A 16,733-nucleotide genomic window follows, 5' to 3' on the forward strand; every position below is an offset into this window, starting at 1 on the left:
AATGAAAAAAGATATTTTTTTTTTATTACCTGTTTTTACTTATGGAGCGGGACAATCTATTAAAAGGATCCTTATAGAATTAGATGACAAAAAATATAATAAAAATATTATTTGTTTAGGAAAGTGTCAATTTAAAAGAGAGTTAAAACATAAAAAAATTAAAATCTATGAGCTAAATTACAGTAAACTAATTTTTGCTATAAAAGATATTAGAAATATTTTGATCAAAAAGACAAATACTCAAAAGATTCTTATTTCAAATATTCATTATACAAATGTTTTAAGTTTAATTTTTTTTTCAAATATTCAAAAACTAAAGTTAATAGTGTCTGAAAGAACAGCAATAAAGGAATTAGACATTTACTTTAGTATTTTAGATTTTATTAAAAAAAAATTTATAAAGCTATTGATTATTTTTTTTTATAAAAAAGCAAATGCAATTGTTACAAATTCAACTAAATCATCGAAAGATCTTAAAAAAATTATAGGACTGAGAGTTCATACTATATTTTCTCCATCATTTATACCTAGTAATTCTTCAAAAAAAAAAAAAATAGAAAAATTAAAAACTTAATAGCTGTGTCGAGACTTTCCAGGGAAAAAAATATTTTATATTTATTGAAAGCGATCAATTTTATTAAAGATAAAAATATTATTTTAAAAATAATTGGAGATGGACCTCAAAAAATTTTATTAAACGCTTTCGTTTCTAAAAACAGATTATCACATAAAATCAAATTTTTGAATTTTAAAAAAGATGTAAAAAAATATCTAAAAGAATCTGACCTTTTTATAAATTGTTCATTTTTTGAGGGTTTTCCGAATTCAGTTGTTGAAGCTTTAAATCATAATGTTCCAGTAGTTTGTTCAAAAAGTCATGGTGGAGTATTTGATATTCTAAAGAACAATAAATATGGATATCTGTTTGATTTAAATAAAGTTGAAAACTTATCATCTTTAATTTTGAATTTTTTGAATAATGATAAATTATTTTTAGAAAAAACAAAAAATGCAAAAAAAAATCTTACAAACTTTTCAGTAAAAGAATGTGTTAATAAATATGAAAATTTGATTGATAGTTTATGACTTTCTTATTAATATCATTTTAAACCAAGATTTAATAAGTGATCTAAAAAAATCATATCTTAAATATTTTTATATAAAATAAATTTATTGTTAAAAGTTATTTTTAATATAAAAGTTATTTTTTATAATTTAAACTAACCTAATATAAAATAATTAGATTACTAGATTTTTTGTCATAGTGAGCAAAACTTTAAAAAAGAATACTAAAAAGAACAGTGATTTAAAAAAAAAAAAGATCGAAAATCTTTTAGTAATCACAAAAAACCATTAATTTCGATTATTATTGCAACGCATAACTCTGGTAAATATCTAGAAGGATGTTTGAAAAGTATTTTCAAACAAAGTTTTAAAAATTATGAAATAATAATAATTGATAATCAGTCCAAAGATAAAACTCTTAAAATAATTAAAAAATATGAAAAAAAAATAGGTTTTTGGTTAAGCGAAAAAGACAAGGGTATTTTTGATGCAATGAATAAAGGGATTAAAAATTCAAAAGGTAAGATTATATCAATATTAAATTCTGATGATGTTTTTTATCCCAATGCCTTAAAAATAATCAATAAATATTTTATTTCAGATAATAAAATTGACTATGTATTTGGAACTGTATTAAAAAAAAAAATATATTCAGGTTTTAGACCAGAGTTAATAAGATGGAGGTTTAATATCTATCCCTCGCACTCTGTTGGTTTTTTTATTAAAAAAAAAGTTCATAATAAAATTGGTCTGTATAACACAAAATATAGACACTCAAATGATTATGATTTTTTTTATAGATTAATAAAAAAAAATATTTTTTTTGGAGTTAGAACATCAAGAACAGAAGTATTGGGTAAATTTAGAGATGGTGGATTTTCTAGTACGTTAGGATTTTTTGATAGATTAATGATGGAATTAAAAATCAGACTTGATAATAAACAAAGTATTTTTGATTTATTGCTTATATTTTTTGGTAGATGTGTTTTTAAAGTTATTAATATTTTTAAATAATAGCAATAAGTCAAAAATATCAATTTATAAGATAAAAACTAATTAAATATAAAAACAAAGAAAATAAAATAAAAATTGTATAATCAATAAAATAAGATATTTATGTTTAACTAATATATCACTTTAATATTTTATAATGGAAAATACAGTAAATAAATTTGATACTCAATTAATTGAAAAACTTTTTCTTAACTCATCTGTAGAGATCAGTCTATCAAGTTTTATAACCTCATTGATTACAGCGGCAGTACTGTCATACTTAATTAAAAAATCTTATATTTTTAATTCTCAAAGCCTTAGTAATAAAGATTATTTTTCTGATGTATTTATCCCATTATCAGTAATTACATGTTTAGTTATAAGTGTAGTAAAATTTTCTTTGGCACTATCACTTGGTTTAGTGGGAGCTTTATCAATAGTAAGGTTTAGAGCTGCAATTAAAGAACCTGAAGAATTGGTATATCTATTTTTCTGTGTTGGTGTTGGTATAGCAACAGGGGCCAATCAAATTATAATTGCTACAGCCAGTACATTAGTTATAATTTTTATCTTATATATTCAGTCTGCATTTAAAAGAACAAAAGAAAAAGAAAATATTAATTTGGGTAGTAATAATATTTTAAAAGTAAATATAACCAATAAAAGATTATCAATTGAAGATATAATTAAAAGATATGAAAAATTTACAAATTATCTAAATTTAAAATCCTCATTCTTTGAAAAAAATCTTTCACAACATATTTTTTGGGTAGAATTTAAAAATAAAAAAGCCTACATAGCTTGTCTCAAAATGTCTGAAACTTTACCTGATAAAGGTGTCGAAATTTCATTTTATTCTAATTCTAAAATTATAGAATAAAAATGTTATATGATCAAAATTCATATCAATGTTAATAAAAAGAAAAAAAAAAATATTGTAAGTAAAGAAAAGATACATTTTTTAAAAAAAATATTTTTATATATCAAAAATCTCTCTTTTGTAGTGATCTTAACGCAGTTAGCTTTTTTATTACTAATTGTTATTTATTATCAATCAAGCCAATTAAGTAAAACCTATCCACCAAAAAAAATTTTAGAGAGAATAAACACTGAACAGCAAAAAGCTACTGGCTTTGATATTAAAAATATAAAAAACTACATGATAGTTACATTTAAAGGTGTAAAGACTAAAATTATGGGCAACGATATAGATTTAATTAATTTATCAATAAATCAAAAAAATATTCTATTAATTGAAAGTCAAAGATTAATAAGACATGGTTTAAGCGAACATAATGAAAAAACTATTAAAAAAATGGGAAAAGCTAAAATCAATATTTTAGAAGAGAGTTTTCCAATTAAAATTAGAGCCAAAGGAGTTAGAAAGCTCCATCATTTTGATAGCAAAGCAATTTCATACAAAATAGATGTGATAGGTGAAAAAAGAATATATGGAATGGAGGAATTTAATCTTCAGAAACCTTTACTGAGAAATTACAGTTATGAATATTTGTTTCATAAATTACAAGAAGAAGTGAACAACATATCGTTAAAATACTTATTTAAAAACTTATCAATTAATGGAGCTAAGCCAACACTTTATGTAATTGAAGAGGGAATGAGTAAAGAATTAATAGAAAGACACAATAAAAGAAATGGACCAATATTAAATGCAGACGAAATTTTATCTGAAATTTTTCCTGAACATGCTTTTGAGGCGCATTCTGAGGAATACTGGATAAAAGAAAATCCTGAACTTTTATCTAGCGCTTATTCAATAATTAATAGCTTTAGAGAGAAAGATTTTATGTATGAAAATTCATTTGCTTGGAAAAAATGGGCAAAATATTTTGCGGTAACTGATTTGATGGAAAGTTATCATGGATCATTATCTAAAAGTGTTAACTTTTATTATAATCCAACTACTGCTCAATTTGAGCCAATTGGTTATGATGCCCATGTTGGCGCCGGGACATTTAAAAATTTTTTAATATATGATTTCTTAAGCCCGAAACCCAATTGTTCATTTATTTGTGATAATAAAGAGTGGTATTTAAAATTTTTTTATACAAAAGATAATAAAATTAGGGAAGAATTCATCAAAACATATTTTCTAACATTAAGTAAACTAACAGATAAAACTTTCCTAGATAATTTTTTTAAAAAACATGAAGAAGAATTAGCAAAGATAAATAATGCAATTTATGCAGAATTTTCAAAAGTAGATAAAATTAATTGGATAGGATTAGCACCTTATGTATTTGATAAAAAAAATATTTACGATAGAGCAAATTATATTAAAGAAAAAATAAAATATTATGAAAATTTTAATCTTTCAAAAAACAAACAACATAAGTACAAATTGTCTTTAGTAAAAAATAATCTTTACTACGATTCAACTACAACAAATATTCCTATTAAAATTAAATTATTTTGTAATAATGGATTAGAAGAAGAACTTTGGATAAAAGGTAGAAATTTTTATAAAATAGAAAAATGTGACAAAATTAAGAAAAATGTTTTATTGTATGACTTAAATGATACTTTTTTAGAAGTAGATCTATCAAAAAAATATGAAACACAAAGGTATTACAAACCAATAATTTTTAGTGAATTAAAAAAATTAAATGAAATAACAGAATTAAAAAAAGAAAATGAAATTTATTATCCTGTTGATGATGAAATTCATATTAAAGAAAATATATACATACCAAAAAATTTAAATATTACATTTGGTGAAAATAAAACAATTTATTTTCACAACAATGCAATTTTATTCTCTGAAGCAAATTTGAGTTTTTTAGGAACAAAAAAATATCCAGTAAAAATTTTGGGTTATGGAAAAAAGAATGGATCATTAATTCATCTAAATGGAAATTTTAAATCTCAAAATTTATCAATTAAGAATTTACTATATCCTGATTTGACAGGGTACAAACTTTATGGTGGTGTTAATTTGATAAATTCAAAAAATATAATAAATGAAACATCAATTGTAAATTCATCCTCAGAAGATGCTATTAATATTATAGACTCAAATAGCTATATAAATAATTTAGTTATCAAAAATTCACAATCTGATGCTTTAGATGTTGATGGTGGTACTTTAAAATTTGATAAGATAATTTGTCAAAATATAATCAATGACTGTCTAGACATCTCAGGTGTTGAAATAAATGGAAACTTGTTATTGGTAAAAAAAGCTGGAGATAAAGCTTTTAGTGCAGGTGAAAATTCTTTTGGCTATATTAAAACAATCAAAGTATTTGATAGTGAAATCGGAGTCGCAGTAAAAGATTCATCAACAATTGAATTAAATGAACTAGTGTCAAAGAATGTCAAACTTGACATAGCTGTGTTTAATAAAAAATTAGAGTTTGGAGCATCTAAGCTGAAAATACATAAAACACAAAATACTTATAATTATCTAGTGGGTGATAAAAATGAACTAAATATTTCAAATTATAAAATAACTGACAAATTTAAAAATGATCTAATAAAAAAAAAATTATATGGAAATGAGTATGGTACAAAAACAATTAGATAGTTCTCTTAGGTTTGAAAGAAAATATGTTATTGAAAAAGGTTATGCATATATTTTTTCGGATTTTTTAAGAAAAAATTTTTTCAAAAAAGCTTTTGAGTCAAGATATGTTAATTCGATTTATTTTGATAATTTCATGCATGATGCATTTTCGGAAAACTTAAGTGGTATCTCAATTAGAAAAAAAACAAGGCTAAGATGGTATGATGGTCAAAAAATCAATTTAAATTTGGAGACAAAGTATAAAAATAACATGATGAATAAAAAAAAAATTGTGAGCCAGGGAACTTTTAATAGCTTTGTACAACTAAAAGTTTTTTTGAAAAAGAATTTTTTAGTGCTAAATAATGGAGCATCACAACCGATGGAACCAATTTTAAAAATTAGATATCTTAGAAACTATTTTCTTAGTAAATGTGAAAATTATAGAGCCACAGTTGATACAGCTATAACTGTAAGTGATATTTTCGGGAATTTTAATTTAGGTAAAAAAATATATTTAAGACAGGATGTTATGGAATACAAATATCCATCAGAAAAAGATTTTATATTTAGAAAAGAAAATTTTCAAAAAAAAAATCCCTTTAGACTCCAAAAAAATTCTAAATATGTTTCTGGATATTTATCTTTAAAAGAGGCAGGTATTAAATAACTAAAATAATTTAGATATTTGAATATGAAAAATTTGATTTCTGTCATTATCCCTTTTTATAAAAAAAAAGATTATTTTTTTAAAACAATCAGTTCATTAGAAAATCAATCATATAAAAATTTTGAAGTAATAATAATTTATGATGATCCTGATAAAACAGATTTATCACATGTAATAAAATCTTTAAAAAGAATTAAAAAAAAAAAAATCATAATTAATAATAAAAATTTGGGGGTAGGACTTTCAAGAAATAGAGGCATAAGAAAATCAAAAGGATCTTATTTAGCTTTTTTAGATGCAGATGATATCTGGCATAAAGATAAACTAAAAAAACAATTAAAATTTATGAAAGAAAAAAAAATTGATTTTAGCTACACATCATATCAAATAGTTAACATTAAAAATAAAGTGGTCAAAAAAATTTTTGCACCTAATGAAATAAATCATAGAAAACTATTATATTCATGTAATATTGGATTGTCTTCAGTTATGGTAAGACACAAATTGCTAAAAAAGAATAAGTTTAAAAACTTAAAAACTAAAGAAGATTATTTGTTATGGTTAATATTATCGAAAAAAAAAGTTAAAATGCTTGGAATGAATTCAATTTTAGTGTCTTGGAAAAAAACACAAAATTCATTGTCAAGTTCCACGGTGCAAAAATTACAAGATGCATATAAAGTTTATAATACTTATTTAAAATTTAATATTTTACAGTCTATATTTTTAACGATTGTACTGAGCTTAAATTTTATTCTGAAAAGATATTTATGATCCAAGTAGACAACTTTTTTTTAGTTGCAATAACTAGCCTTGTTATTACTTACTTTTTTTTATATTTTTTTACGAAAAATAAAATATTAATTGATGACAAAACATACTCTAATCATAAAAAATTAATTCACAATATTCATAAATCACCACCTTTATGTGGCGGCATTATAATTTTTACATGTGCGTTATTTTTTTTTCAAGATTTAATGTATCTAAACTGTTTTGGATTTTTATTGTTAACCTTAGGTATATTTTCGGACAATAATAAAATTTCATCTCCAACAATGAGGATCATATTTCAATTAATAATATTTATCAGTTTTATTACCTTTGTGGATTTATCTTTAATAGATTTAAGGATTAATTTTTTAAATGAATTATTGTCTATTAAAACTGTATCGATAATATTTACAACTTTTTGTATTTTAGTTTTAGTGAATGGTAGTAATTTTTTAGATGGCCTCAATACACTTGTAATTGGCTATTATATTTTGGTTTGCATTTTTTTACTAATCTTATCTAATAATCACGATTTAATTATAAACTTTAATATTATTTTATTACTAATATTTTTGATTATTCTTTATTTCTTTAATTTTTTTGGAAAATTATATTTAGGTGACTCTGGGTCTTACTTGATATCATTTTATATGGCATATTTTGTTTTAGAATTTTCTTTTAAAAATGAGTCAGTCTCACCTTATTTAATTTGTCTTTTGTTATGGTATCCAGCATTTGAAAATTTGTTTTCTATAGTAAGAAGATCAAATTTAAAAAAAAAAATACATATGCCTGACCAAAAACATTTACATCAAATAATTTATAAATTTTTTATAAATTCAGAAATATTAGATCAAAAAATAGTTAATTCATTTTCTGCTAATTTAATTAACTTATTCAACTTCATAATTTTTTTAATTTTTTACAAATATTTTAATGATACAAAAGTTCTATTAACCGGATTAACAGTAAATGTTATAATGTATCTGTTAATATACCATCTTGTAAAAAAGAAAATAACAAAATTTTGATTTAATGAATAATACTAAAGTTTCAGTTTTAATTTCAAATTTTAACAAGCAAAAATATTTAGAAGAATGCATTAATTCATGTCTTACCCAAGAGTATAAAAATCTTGAAATTATAGTTTATGATAATATGTCAACAGATAATTCTTTGAATATTCTTAAATCATATTCAGATAAAATTAATACTAAAGTAAAAAAAAGAGTTAGTTTAATTGCAGCAGAAAATCAAACGGATATTCTTATTGAGGCTTTTAAAATTTCATCAGGTGAGATAATTTGTTTTTTAGATAGTGATGATTATTTTATTCCAAGAAAAGTTAATGTGATTGTTCAAAAATTTTTACAAAATCAAAAATTAAAAACTTTATTTGATATTCCAAGGATAAAAAAAAAAGAAAATATAGAACCAATAAAAATAAAAAATAAAACTAATAAATATATTTGGCCATCAACAATACCAACTAGTGGAATAAGTTTAAGACGAGATTTTTTTAAAGAGTGCCTTGAAGTAAATTTATTTACAAATTATCCAAGAGTTGAGATTGATCTAAAAATAAATTTTTTTTCACAAAAAATAAAAAAAGATTATTTGATCATTGATGATTATTTAACATTTTATAGAGAAGTGAGTGATGGAATAATGTCTAATAGTAAAAAATTTTCAAAAAAATGGTGGTTAAGACGAATGGAGGCTCATAATTTCATAAAAGATATTTATCAAATAAATAATATTAATTATTATAGAGATTATGATTTTTTTATTACAAAATTATTTTCTAATTTTTTAAAGGATAATTGATTTAATGCATTCGTTTTTAATTCTTTTATCATATTATTGGCTTATTATTTTTTCAATCATTGGATACGGCCTATTATTAAAAAAATATTTTATAAAGGATGACAATATTGGAATTGGATATATAGGTATTTTTGGAATTTTTTTACTTATACTAATTTCATATATATCAAATTTTTTTATTGCTCATACCCAAATATTTAATTTAGTTATTTTAATTTTAGGATTAATGAATTTATATTTTAATAAAAATGATGAAATTTTCAAAAAGGATATAAAAATTCTCACAATTATTTTTTCAGTATTTATTCTCTTTATTCTTTCTGCAAAGAATCATGATGATTTTCCTTATTATCATTTTCCTTATACTCATTTAATAACAGAATTTTCAAATGTTATTGGATTAGGAAATTTTAATCATGGTTTTAGAACTCATTCATCAATTTTTTATCTGTCGTCATTATTTAATCTTCCAAAATCAGATTTATATTTACTGAATTTATCGCCAGTTTTTTTCATGGGCTTTGGTAATTTGATTTTACTCGATAGAATTAAAAAATGCATAAAATCAAATGAAATTAATTTTGTTTTATATTTATCTTTATTATCTTTCTTATTTATCAACGTTTTCTTTTATAGATTAGCTGAGCATGGCACAGATAGATCTGCAATGGTATTAATATTTATCTTAGTTATCGAGTTATTTTACTATATTAATCTAAAAAACAATTTTAATGAAAATCATTTATTAAAGTTGTTTATTGTTATTTCTTTAATTATTTCATTAAAACCTTTTTATATTCTTTATACTTTATTGTTTCTTCCACTTTTAACAATACTGCTAGCAAATAAAGTTTCAGTAATTTTTTTTATTAAACATAAGGTTTTATATCTATGTTTTTTAATGATTTGTTTTTTGTTTATTATTAATTTTTTTAATACTGGGTGTATAATATATCCAGTTAAAATATTATGTTTTGATAGTTTTTCTTGGTCAATACCCTTGAGTGAAGTTGAGTTAATGCACAATTGGTATCAACAATGGTCAAAAGCAGGTGCTGGTCCAACATTCCGAGTAGAAAACCCCGAGACATATATTAAAAATTTTAATTGGGTTTCAAATTGGATAGATGAATATTTTTTTAATAAGGTTTCAGATTTTTTATTAGGATTATTATTTTTGATTTTAATTACTTATCTTGCTTTTTATACAAAAAATAAAAAAAAAAATATTAAGCCAAAGTTTTATTTTTTATATTCAATTTTAATTTTGTTAATTATAGAGTGGTTTTATTTTCATCCAGCATTAAGATATGGTGGGTATCATTTAATAGCATTAATATTTTTTATACCGATTGCTATTTTGATAAGTAGGTTTTCAATTAATAAATTAAAATTACAGAAAAGAATTTATTTTTTAATTATTTTAACTTTAGTTATTTTTTCATCAAGAAATGTTTCAAGAATTTATAAAGAGTATCATGTATACAATTATAATATTTTTACCAAAGCTTTTTATAGATCAGAAGAACAGAATTTTAGTATATTTAAAAAAATTACTAACATTAATGAATGTTTAGTAATGATTAATAATGATAAGTGCAACGATATGAATGTTAAATTAAAAAATATGAATAATTTTAATATTTATTATAGAAAGAAATAGTGAAATTTTTATTTAATCTAATTTTAAAAATAGTAGATTTTTTTTATAAAAAAAAGATAATTTTTTTTTTCAAGAATAATTTAAATAATAATTTAGATATATTGATTGATATTGGTGCTCACAAAGGAGAAACGATCCAAGACTTTTTAAGTTTCTTTAAAATTAAGAATATTTATTCATTTGAAGCAAGTCCAAAAACTTTTGAAGAACTTCAGTTTAAAATTAAAAAAATAAAAAAAAAATTTTACTCAACGAATATTGAAATTTTTAATTATGGAATAGGAAGCTCAAATCAAGAAAATATTTTTTATGAATTACCTGATAGCAATTCGTCTACTTTTAATATTATTGATTTAAATTCTTCTTATTATAAAAAAAAAAATAAAATATTATCCTTTTTTTTTTAAAACATAAATCAACTATTAGAGAAACAAAAATTTCACTAATTAAATTGGCTGATTTTATTGATAAAAAAAAAATTAATAATATAGATATTTTAAAGATAGATACTGAAGGTTATGAATTTGAAGTATTAAAAGGTTTAGAACAGAAGATATCAAAGATAAAATTTATCTATTTTGAGCATCATTATGACAACATGATAAAAAAAAATTACAAATATTCAGATATTCATGATTATTTGAAATCAAAAGGATTCCATAAAGTATTTAAAATTAAGATGCCTCTGAGAAAATCTTTTGACTATATATATAAAAAAACTATATAAGAGTAAACTATGGCTAAGAAAAAAATTGCTCTCATTTTTGGAGTCACAGGTCAGGATGGATCATATTTATCTGAATTTCTGATAAACAAAGGTTATATAGTCCATGGTGTTAAGAGGAGATCTTCATCATTTAATACTGGAAGAGTTGATCATATCTACCAAGACCCATTTGAAAAAAATAGAAACTTTACACTTCACTATGGTGATATAACTGACTCAATATCAGTTTCTTCTCTGATAAAAAAAATTAAACCTACGGAAATTTATAATTTAGCAGCTCAATCTCATGTAGCAGTTTCGTTTGAAGTGCCTGAATATACAGCTAACGCAGACGCTATTGGAGCACTAAGAATATTAGAGGCCATCAAATTTCATGGCTATGAAAAAATTATTAAATTTTATCAAGCTGGAACCTCAGAGATGTTTGGTCGTGTTTTAGAGACTCCACAAAATGAAAACACACCATTTTATCCAAGAAGTCCCTACGGTGTGGCCAAAGTTTATGCTCATTGGATAACAGTGAATTATAGAGAGGCTTATAATATTTTTGCATCTAATGGTATATTATTTAACCACGAAAGTCCTAGAAGAGGCGAAACATTTGTAACTAGAAAAATCGTAATTGCTTTATGTAAAATAAAAAAAAATTTACAAAAAAAATTATATCTTGGAAATTTAGAAGCTAAAAGAGATTGGGGGCATGCCAAAGACTATGTTGAGGCGATGTGGAAAATACTTCAGCAAAAAAAACCAGATGACTTTGTAATTGCAACTGGAAAACAATATTCAGTAAAACAATTTGTAGAACTTGTTTTAAATGAACTAAAAATCGAATTTAAATGGAAGGGCAAAGGAAAAAATTCCAAGTGTTTTACAGAAAATGGTAAATGTATTGTTGCTTGTAGTAAGGAATATTATAGACCACTTGAGGTTGATACACTTCTAGGAGACTCAAGAAAAGCGAAAAAGAAATTAAACTGGAAAGCCAAAACAGACATTAAAACTTTGGTAAAAGAAATGGTCAGATCTGAGTTGCTCAATCTAGAAAAATGATTAACCAAAAATCAAAAATTTATATTGCTGGCCATAAAGGTTTAGTTGGAAGTGCCATATTAAAAAAACTTAGAGAAAAAGGCTATAGAAATTTGATAACAGAAGATAAAAAGAAACTAAATCTTTTAAATCAAAAAAAAGTTTTAGACTTTCTTAAAAAAAAAAGACCAGATTTTATTTTTATAGCTGCTGCAAAAGTTGGAGGAATTTATTCAAACAACAAATATAAAGCTCAATTTATTTATGAAAATTTAATGATACAAACAAACTTAATACATTCAGCTTTTGAGTGCGGTATTAAAAACTTAATTTTTCTAGGTTCTAGTTGTATTTATCCAAAATTATCTAAGCAGCCAATCAAAGAAATGTATTTATTGGATGGAAAATTAGAAAAAACCAATGATGCTTATGCGGTTGCTAAAATAGCAGGAATTAAAATGTGTGAAAGCTACAATGATCAATATAAAACTAACTACAAGTGCTTAATGCCAACAAATACATTTGGTCCAAATGATAATTATCACCCTCTAAATTCACATTTCATACCTTCGTTAATAAGAAAAATACACAATATTAAATTAACAAATAAAAAAAAATTATTACTTTGGGGCAATGGAAAAGCCAAAAGGGAAATATTGTTTGTAGATGAAATTGCTAATGCATGTGTACATTTCATGAAAATTAGGACAAAGCATTCACTAATTAATATTGGTAGTGGAAAAGATTATTCCATAAAAAAATATGCAGAAATTTTTTTAAAAGTTTTATTACCCAACAAAAGAATTAAAATTGAGTACGATTTGTCAAAACCAAATGGGACACGAAGAAAAGTTCTTGATATATCTTTAGCCAGACAATATGGGTGGAGCCCAAGCGTAAACTTTAAAAAACAAATTTTAGAAACATATAGTTCATATTTAAACCAAATAGAGAAAAAATGAAAGATTATATAGTTGTTACTGGAGGAGCTGGTTTTGTAGGATCAAATCTTATTGATTTTTTTTTAAAAAAAACAAAATATAAGATTATAAGTATTGATGACTATTCTTCTGGAACAAAAAAAAACCATATTAAAAATAATAGAGTTATTTATAAAAAAGGTAACACAAAAAATATTTCTCAAATACTAAAATTTAACAGAAACAAAATTAATGCTATTTTTCATTTTGGGGAATTTGCTAGAATTTATCAAAGTTTTTTAAAAATGAATCAGTGTTTAGAATCAAATTCTATTGGATCTCACGCAGTTTTTAATTTTTGTTTAACAAATAATATTAAACTTATTTACTCAGCAACATCAGCGTCTTTAGGCAACAATGGAAAAGATAAAAATCTATCACCTTATGCTTTTACAAAATCTAAAAATTTAGAATTACTCGAAAATCTAAAAAATTGGTTTAAAATGAAATATGAAGTAATTTATTTTTATAATATATATGGTCCCAATCAGATATGTGAAGGAGATATGGCAACTGTAATTGGAATATTCGAAAATCATTATAAAAATAAAAAATCACTACCAATTGTTAAACCTGGAACACAATCAAGAAAATTTACACATATATTCGATACTGTTAAAGTCTGTTATGATGCCTGGAAAAAAAATAAATGTAGACATTACAGTATCTCTAGTAAAAAAAATTTTACAATTATGGAAGTTGCAAAACTTTTCAATTCTAGAATAAGATTTTTAGCTCCAAGAAAAGGAGAAAGATATGCTTCAGCATTAACAAGCTTAAATTTATCTAATAAAGTTTTTAAGAAATTTGGAAATATTTCACTGGAAAGATATATTAAAAATTTTATTGAAAAGAATTAATTTTATTTATTAAAAAAACTTCTAATTATTTCTATTAAGATTAAAAAACCATCTTTAAATTCGTTGACTTTTTTTGTACCAGCAAATCTTTTTCTCTCAAACATTGGAATTTCTGTGTACTTAAATTTTTTTTTGCTTACATTGTGAGGAAGTTCAATGCACAGTCTAAAATCAGAACTTTTAAACTTAATAGAATTAAATTTTTTTGTGTTACAGAGCACATATGTGTATAATACATCAGTTAATCTTATATTTAAAAAATTTCTGCATATAAAAGAAAAAATTTTATTTCCAATAAAAGTTAATAGACTATCATCATCACTGCCAGAATTTCCTTTATAACGAGTTCCAAAAATAAAATCATTTTTTTTTGATAGAGAATGCATTTCATCTAAATATTTAGGTATGAATGAATGATCAGCATTAAATATACAACCATAACTATTTTTAGCTTTCTTAAAACCCTCAACTATAGCAGAACCATAGCCCTTATTTTTTTGAATAATGTATTTACACTTATTTTTCTTAACAATTTTTAGAGACCTGTCTTTTGTGCTGTCCAAAACTACTATAATTTCATCTATAAATTGAATCTTTTTTAACTCACCTAAAACTTTGTTAAGACTTAAACGCTCATCTTTACATGGAATAATGATTGATATTTTATTTTTGTTCATTTTGTAAATTTTTATGCATCTATAGATGAAAATTAAAATATAAAATATAAAAATGAATTCTAACTCTAATTTGTTAAATTTCAGTAAATTATCCCCAAATTCATGGAAATATGTATATTTTTTAGTAATATATATTATTTACAACGAATTTTTTTTATATATAAGTTCCCTGCCGGTGATTATTGCGAAGGGGTAATACCCGATCCCATTCCGAACTCGGAAGTCAAGCCCTTCAGCGCCAATGGTACTTTGTCTTAAGACACGGAAGAGTAGGACATTGCCGGCTAAAAAAAAATTATGAAAATAAAAAGCTCATTAAAATCACTAAAAAAAAGAGACCTAAATTCTAAGTTAGTTAGAAGAAGAGGAAGAGTTTATATAATCAATAAGACCAATCCAAAGTTTAAAGCAAGACAGAAGTAATTTTTATGGATAATAAAAACCATAAAGATGCTTGGATTAATTTCACTAAATTTGTGTTGTGGGGAACTGTCGCGGTTATAGCAGTTTTAGTTCTAATGGCAATATTCTTGCTATAAAGTTTACTTATGAAAATTGTTTCAGTTTCAGAAGATCAAAAAATTGAAAGAAGAATTGCAATCACCCCTGAAATTGCAAAGAAATATATAACTCTTGGTTTTGAAGTGTCTTTACCTGAAAATTATGGTGAACATTTAGGTTTTAGAGATGATGAATACAGAGAACTAGGTGCAAAAATATCTAGAGAAGAAAAAGAAATTATAAAAAGTGCAGATATAATTGTTCAATTAGGTTTGTTAACAGAGGATAAAATTTCACTTATAAAAGAAAACCAAACATTGATTGGTGTGTTTAATGCTTACAATAATAAAGAAAAAATAAAAAATTTAGTCAAAAATAATATTAATGTTTTCTCCTTAGAATTATTGCCAAGAATAACAAGAGCACAATCAATGGATATACTTTCATCCCAAGCAAACCTTGCAGGCTACAAAGCAGTTATTGAATCATTTGCAAATTTTGAAAAAGCTATACCTATGATGATGACAGCTGCAGGAACAATTCCAGCTGCAAAAGTTTTAGTTGTTGGTGCGGGAGTTGCTGGATTACAGGCTATTGCAACAGCAAAAAGAATGGGAGCAATTGTTTTTGCTACAGATGTAAGAATGGCATCTAAAGAACAAGTTGAAAGTTTAGGTGGAAAATTCTTAACAGTCGATGGTACAGAAAATCTTGAAACAGAAGAAGGATATGCAAAAGAAGCTTCAGAGGATTTTAAAAAAAGGCAAGAAGAGCTTTTGGGTGAAACTTTAAAAAAAATTGATATTGTAGTATGCACTGCTTTAATACCTGGAAAAAAAGCACCAGTAATTATTAAAGAGAAAATGATTTCAAATATGAAAACTGGATCTGTTATTTATGATTTAGCAGCAGCTCAAGGGGGAAATACAGCTTTTTCTGAAGTAGATAAAGTAATCTATAGAGATGGAGTGAGAATCATAGGTGAAACAAATATTTTAAATAAGTTGCCAATATCTGCATCAAGTTTATATGCTAAAAATGTGTTTAATTTTGTTGTAAATTTGTACAATAAAGATGATAAAAAAATTAACATTAATTTAGAAGATGAAATAATAGAAAAAACATTAATTAAATAAAATTATGGAAATAGATCCCTTTATATTCAGATTAAGTATTTTTATTCTTTCAATTTTTATTGGATATTATGTTGTTTGGAGTGTAACACCCTCATTACATACTCCTCTAATGTCTGTAACAAATGCAATCTCATCAGTAATAATAGTAGGAGCCATCATTGCCGGATTAGCTGGAAATTCTGAAAATATTTTTAACACCTCAAGTATTTTTGGATTTTTTGCAATATCTTTAGCAGCAATAAATATTTTTGGAGGTTTTTTAGTCACTCAAAGAATGCTTGCCATGTATAAAAAAAAAAAGG

General features: G+C 23.6%; 19 protein-coding genes, 1 rRNA gene and 1 pseudogene. 20 read left to right on the forward strand and 1 reads right to left on the reverse strand.

Features of this window, described 5'->3' with window-relative positions:
• Position 1: 1 nt before the first annotated feature.
• The 15 genes from ABXT56_RS00790 to ABXT56_RS00860 all read left to right on the forward strand — a co-directional run bounded on the left by ABXT56_RS00790 (position 2) and on the right by ABXT56_RS00860 (position 14,117).
• A complete protein-coding gene (locus ABXT56_RS00790) occupies positions 2-574 on the forward strand; it encodes a hypothetical protein (RefSeq protein ID WP_415300368.1) in 573 nt (190 codons plus the stop codon).
• Positions 575-579: 5 nt separating this feature from the next.
• Positions 580-1,086: a glycosyltransferase gene (locus ABXT56_RS00795; protein WP_415300370.1), complete on the forward strand. Its 507-nt coding sequence runs from the start codon at positions 580-582 to the stop codon at positions 1,084-1,086.
• A gap of 282 nt (positions 1,087-1,368) precedes the next feature.
• On the forward strand, positions 1,369-2,079 hold the full coding sequence (locus tag ABXT56_RS00800) for a glycosyltransferase (protein ID WP_415301364.1): 711 nt from the start codon (positions 1,369-1,371) through the stop codon (positions 2,077-2,079).
• Between the two features lie 136 nt (positions 2,080-2,215).
• Positions 2,216-2,938, forward strand: a complete 723-nt coding sequence (locus ABXT56_RS00805; protein ID WP_415300372.1) for a DUF4956 domain-containing protein — start codon at positions 2,216-2,218, stop codon at positions 2,936-2,938.
• Positions 2,939-2,947: 9 nt separating this feature from the next.
• Positions 2,948-5,605, forward strand: coding sequence for a hypothetical protein (locus ABXT56_RS00810; protein WP_415300374.1), 2,658 nt, complete (start codon positions 2,948-2,950; stop codon positions 5,603-5,605).
• Complete coding sequence (locus ABXT56_RS00815; protein ID WP_415300376.1) at positions 5,583-6,254, forward strand: VTC domain-containing protein; 672 nt, start codon at positions 5,583-5,585, stop codon at positions 6,252-6,254. Before ABXT56_RS00810 ends, ABXT56_RS00815 begins: the two co-directional genes overlap by 23 nt.
• Positions 6,255-6,278: 24 nt before the next feature.
• A complete protein-coding gene (locus ABXT56_RS00820) occupies positions 6,279-7,028 on the forward strand; it encodes a glycosyltransferase family A protein (protein WP_415300378.1) in 750 nt (249 codons plus the stop codon).
• Positions 7,025-8,059: a hypothetical protein gene (locus ABXT56_RS00825; protein WP_415300380.1), complete on the forward strand. Its 1,035-nt coding sequence runs from the start codon at positions 7,025-7,027 to the stop codon at positions 8,057-8,059. The genes ABXT56_RS00820 and ABXT56_RS00825 overlap by 4 nt, the downstream gene beginning before the upstream one ends.
• Before the next feature lie 4 nt (positions 8,060-8,063).
• Positions 8,064-8,855: a glycosyltransferase family 2 protein gene (locus ABXT56_RS00830; RefSeq protein ID WP_415300382.1), complete on the forward strand. Its 792-nt coding sequence runs from the start codon at positions 8,064-8,066 to the stop codon at positions 8,853-8,855.
• A 4-nt stretch (positions 8,856-8,859) separates the two neighbouring features.
• Complete coding sequence (locus ABXT56_RS00835) at positions 8,860-10,518, forward strand: LIC_10190 family membrane protein (protein ID WP_415300384.1); 1,659 nt, start codon at positions 8,860-8,862, stop codon at positions 10,516-10,518.
• Positions 10,518-10,925 carry a hypothetical protein gene (locus ABXT56_RS00840; protein ID WP_415300386.1) on the forward strand — a complete coding sequence of 136 codons (408 nt, stop codon included), beginning with the start codon at positions 10,518-10,520 and terminating at the stop codon, positions 10,923-10,925. The genes ABXT56_RS00835 and ABXT56_RS00840 overlap by 1 nt, the downstream gene beginning before the upstream one ends.
• Positions 10,926-10,939: 14 nt before the next feature.
• On the forward strand, positions 10,940-11,245 hold the full coding sequence (locus ABXT56_RS00845) for an FkbM family methyltransferase (protein ID WP_415301366.1): 306 nt from the start codon (positions 10,940-10,942) through the stop codon (positions 11,243-11,245).
• Between the two features lie 9 nt (positions 11,246-11,254).
• Positions 11,255-12,298: a GDP-mannose 4,6-dehydratase gene (gmd, locus tag ABXT56_RS00850; protein WP_415300388.1), complete on the forward strand. Its 1,044-nt coding sequence runs from the start codon at positions 11,255-11,257 to the stop codon at positions 12,296-12,298.
• The gene (locus tag ABXT56_RS00855; RefSeq protein WP_415300390.1) at positions 12,295-13,239 is read left to right on the forward strand and encodes a GDP-L-fucose synthase family protein; all 945 of its coding nucleotides are present in this window, start codon (positions 12,295-12,297) and stop codon (positions 13,237-13,239) included. The genes gmd and ABXT56_RS00855 overlap by 4 nt, the downstream gene beginning before the upstream one ends.
• Entirely contained in the window at positions 13,236-14,117 is an 882-nt protein-coding gene (locus ABXT56_RS00860) for an NAD-dependent epimerase/dehydratase family protein (RefSeq protein WP_415300391.1), read from the forward strand. Before ABXT56_RS00855 ends, ABXT56_RS00860 begins: the two co-directional genes overlap by 4 nt.
• 2 nt (positions 14,118-14,119) lie before the next feature.
• On the opposite strand, the gene ABXT56_RS00865 is transcribed toward ABXT56_RS00860, so the two are convergent.
• Entirely contained in the window at positions 14,120-14,794 is a 675-nt protein-coding gene (locus tag ABXT56_RS00865) for a glycosyltransferase family 2 protein (protein WP_415300392.1), read from the reverse strand.
• A 171-nt stretch (positions 14,795-14,965) separates the two neighbouring features.
• Between ABXT56_RS00865 and rrf the strand changes: the two genes are divergently transcribed.
• The 5 genes and pseudogenes from rrf to ABXT56_RS00890 form a co-directional block, all read left to right on the forward strand.
• A 5S ribosomal RNA gene (gene rrf, locus ABXT56_RS00870) occupies positions 14,966-15,080 on the forward strand.
• 11 nt (positions 15,081-15,091) lie between these two features.
• Positions 15,092-15,217: a type B 50S ribosomal protein L36 gene (ykgO, locus tag ABXT56_RS00875; protein WP_006997331.1), complete on the forward strand. Its 126-nt coding sequence runs from the start codon at positions 15,092-15,094 to the stop codon at positions 15,215-15,217.
• 5 nt (positions 15,218-15,222) lie between these two features.
• Complete coding sequence (locus ABXT56_RS00880) at positions 15,223-15,333, forward strand: aa3-type cytochrome c oxidase subunit IV (protein WP_415300393.1); 111 nt, start codon at positions 15,223-15,225, stop codon at positions 15,331-15,333.
• A gap of 9 nt (positions 15,334-15,342) precedes the next feature.
• Positions 15,343-16,431: an NAD(P) transhydrogenase subunit alpha gene (locus tag ABXT56_RS00885; RefSeq protein WP_415300394.1), complete on the forward strand. Its 1,089-nt coding sequence runs from the start codon at positions 15,343-15,345 to the stop codon at positions 16,429-16,431.
• A 4-nt stretch (positions 16,432-16,435) separates the two neighbouring features.
• Positions 16,436-16,732, forward strand: a pseudogene (locus ABXT56_RS00890) (proton-translocating transhydrogenase family protein); the annotation flags it as partial.
• Between the last annotated feature and the right edge of the window lies 1 nt (position 16,733).

Origin of the sequence: Candidatus Pelagibacter sp. Uisw_134_02 (assembly GCF_047720265.1) — a bacterium.
Taxonomy (GTDB): domain Bacteria; phylum Pseudomonadota; class Alphaproteobacteria; order Pelagibacterales; family Pelagibacteraceae; genus Pelagibacter.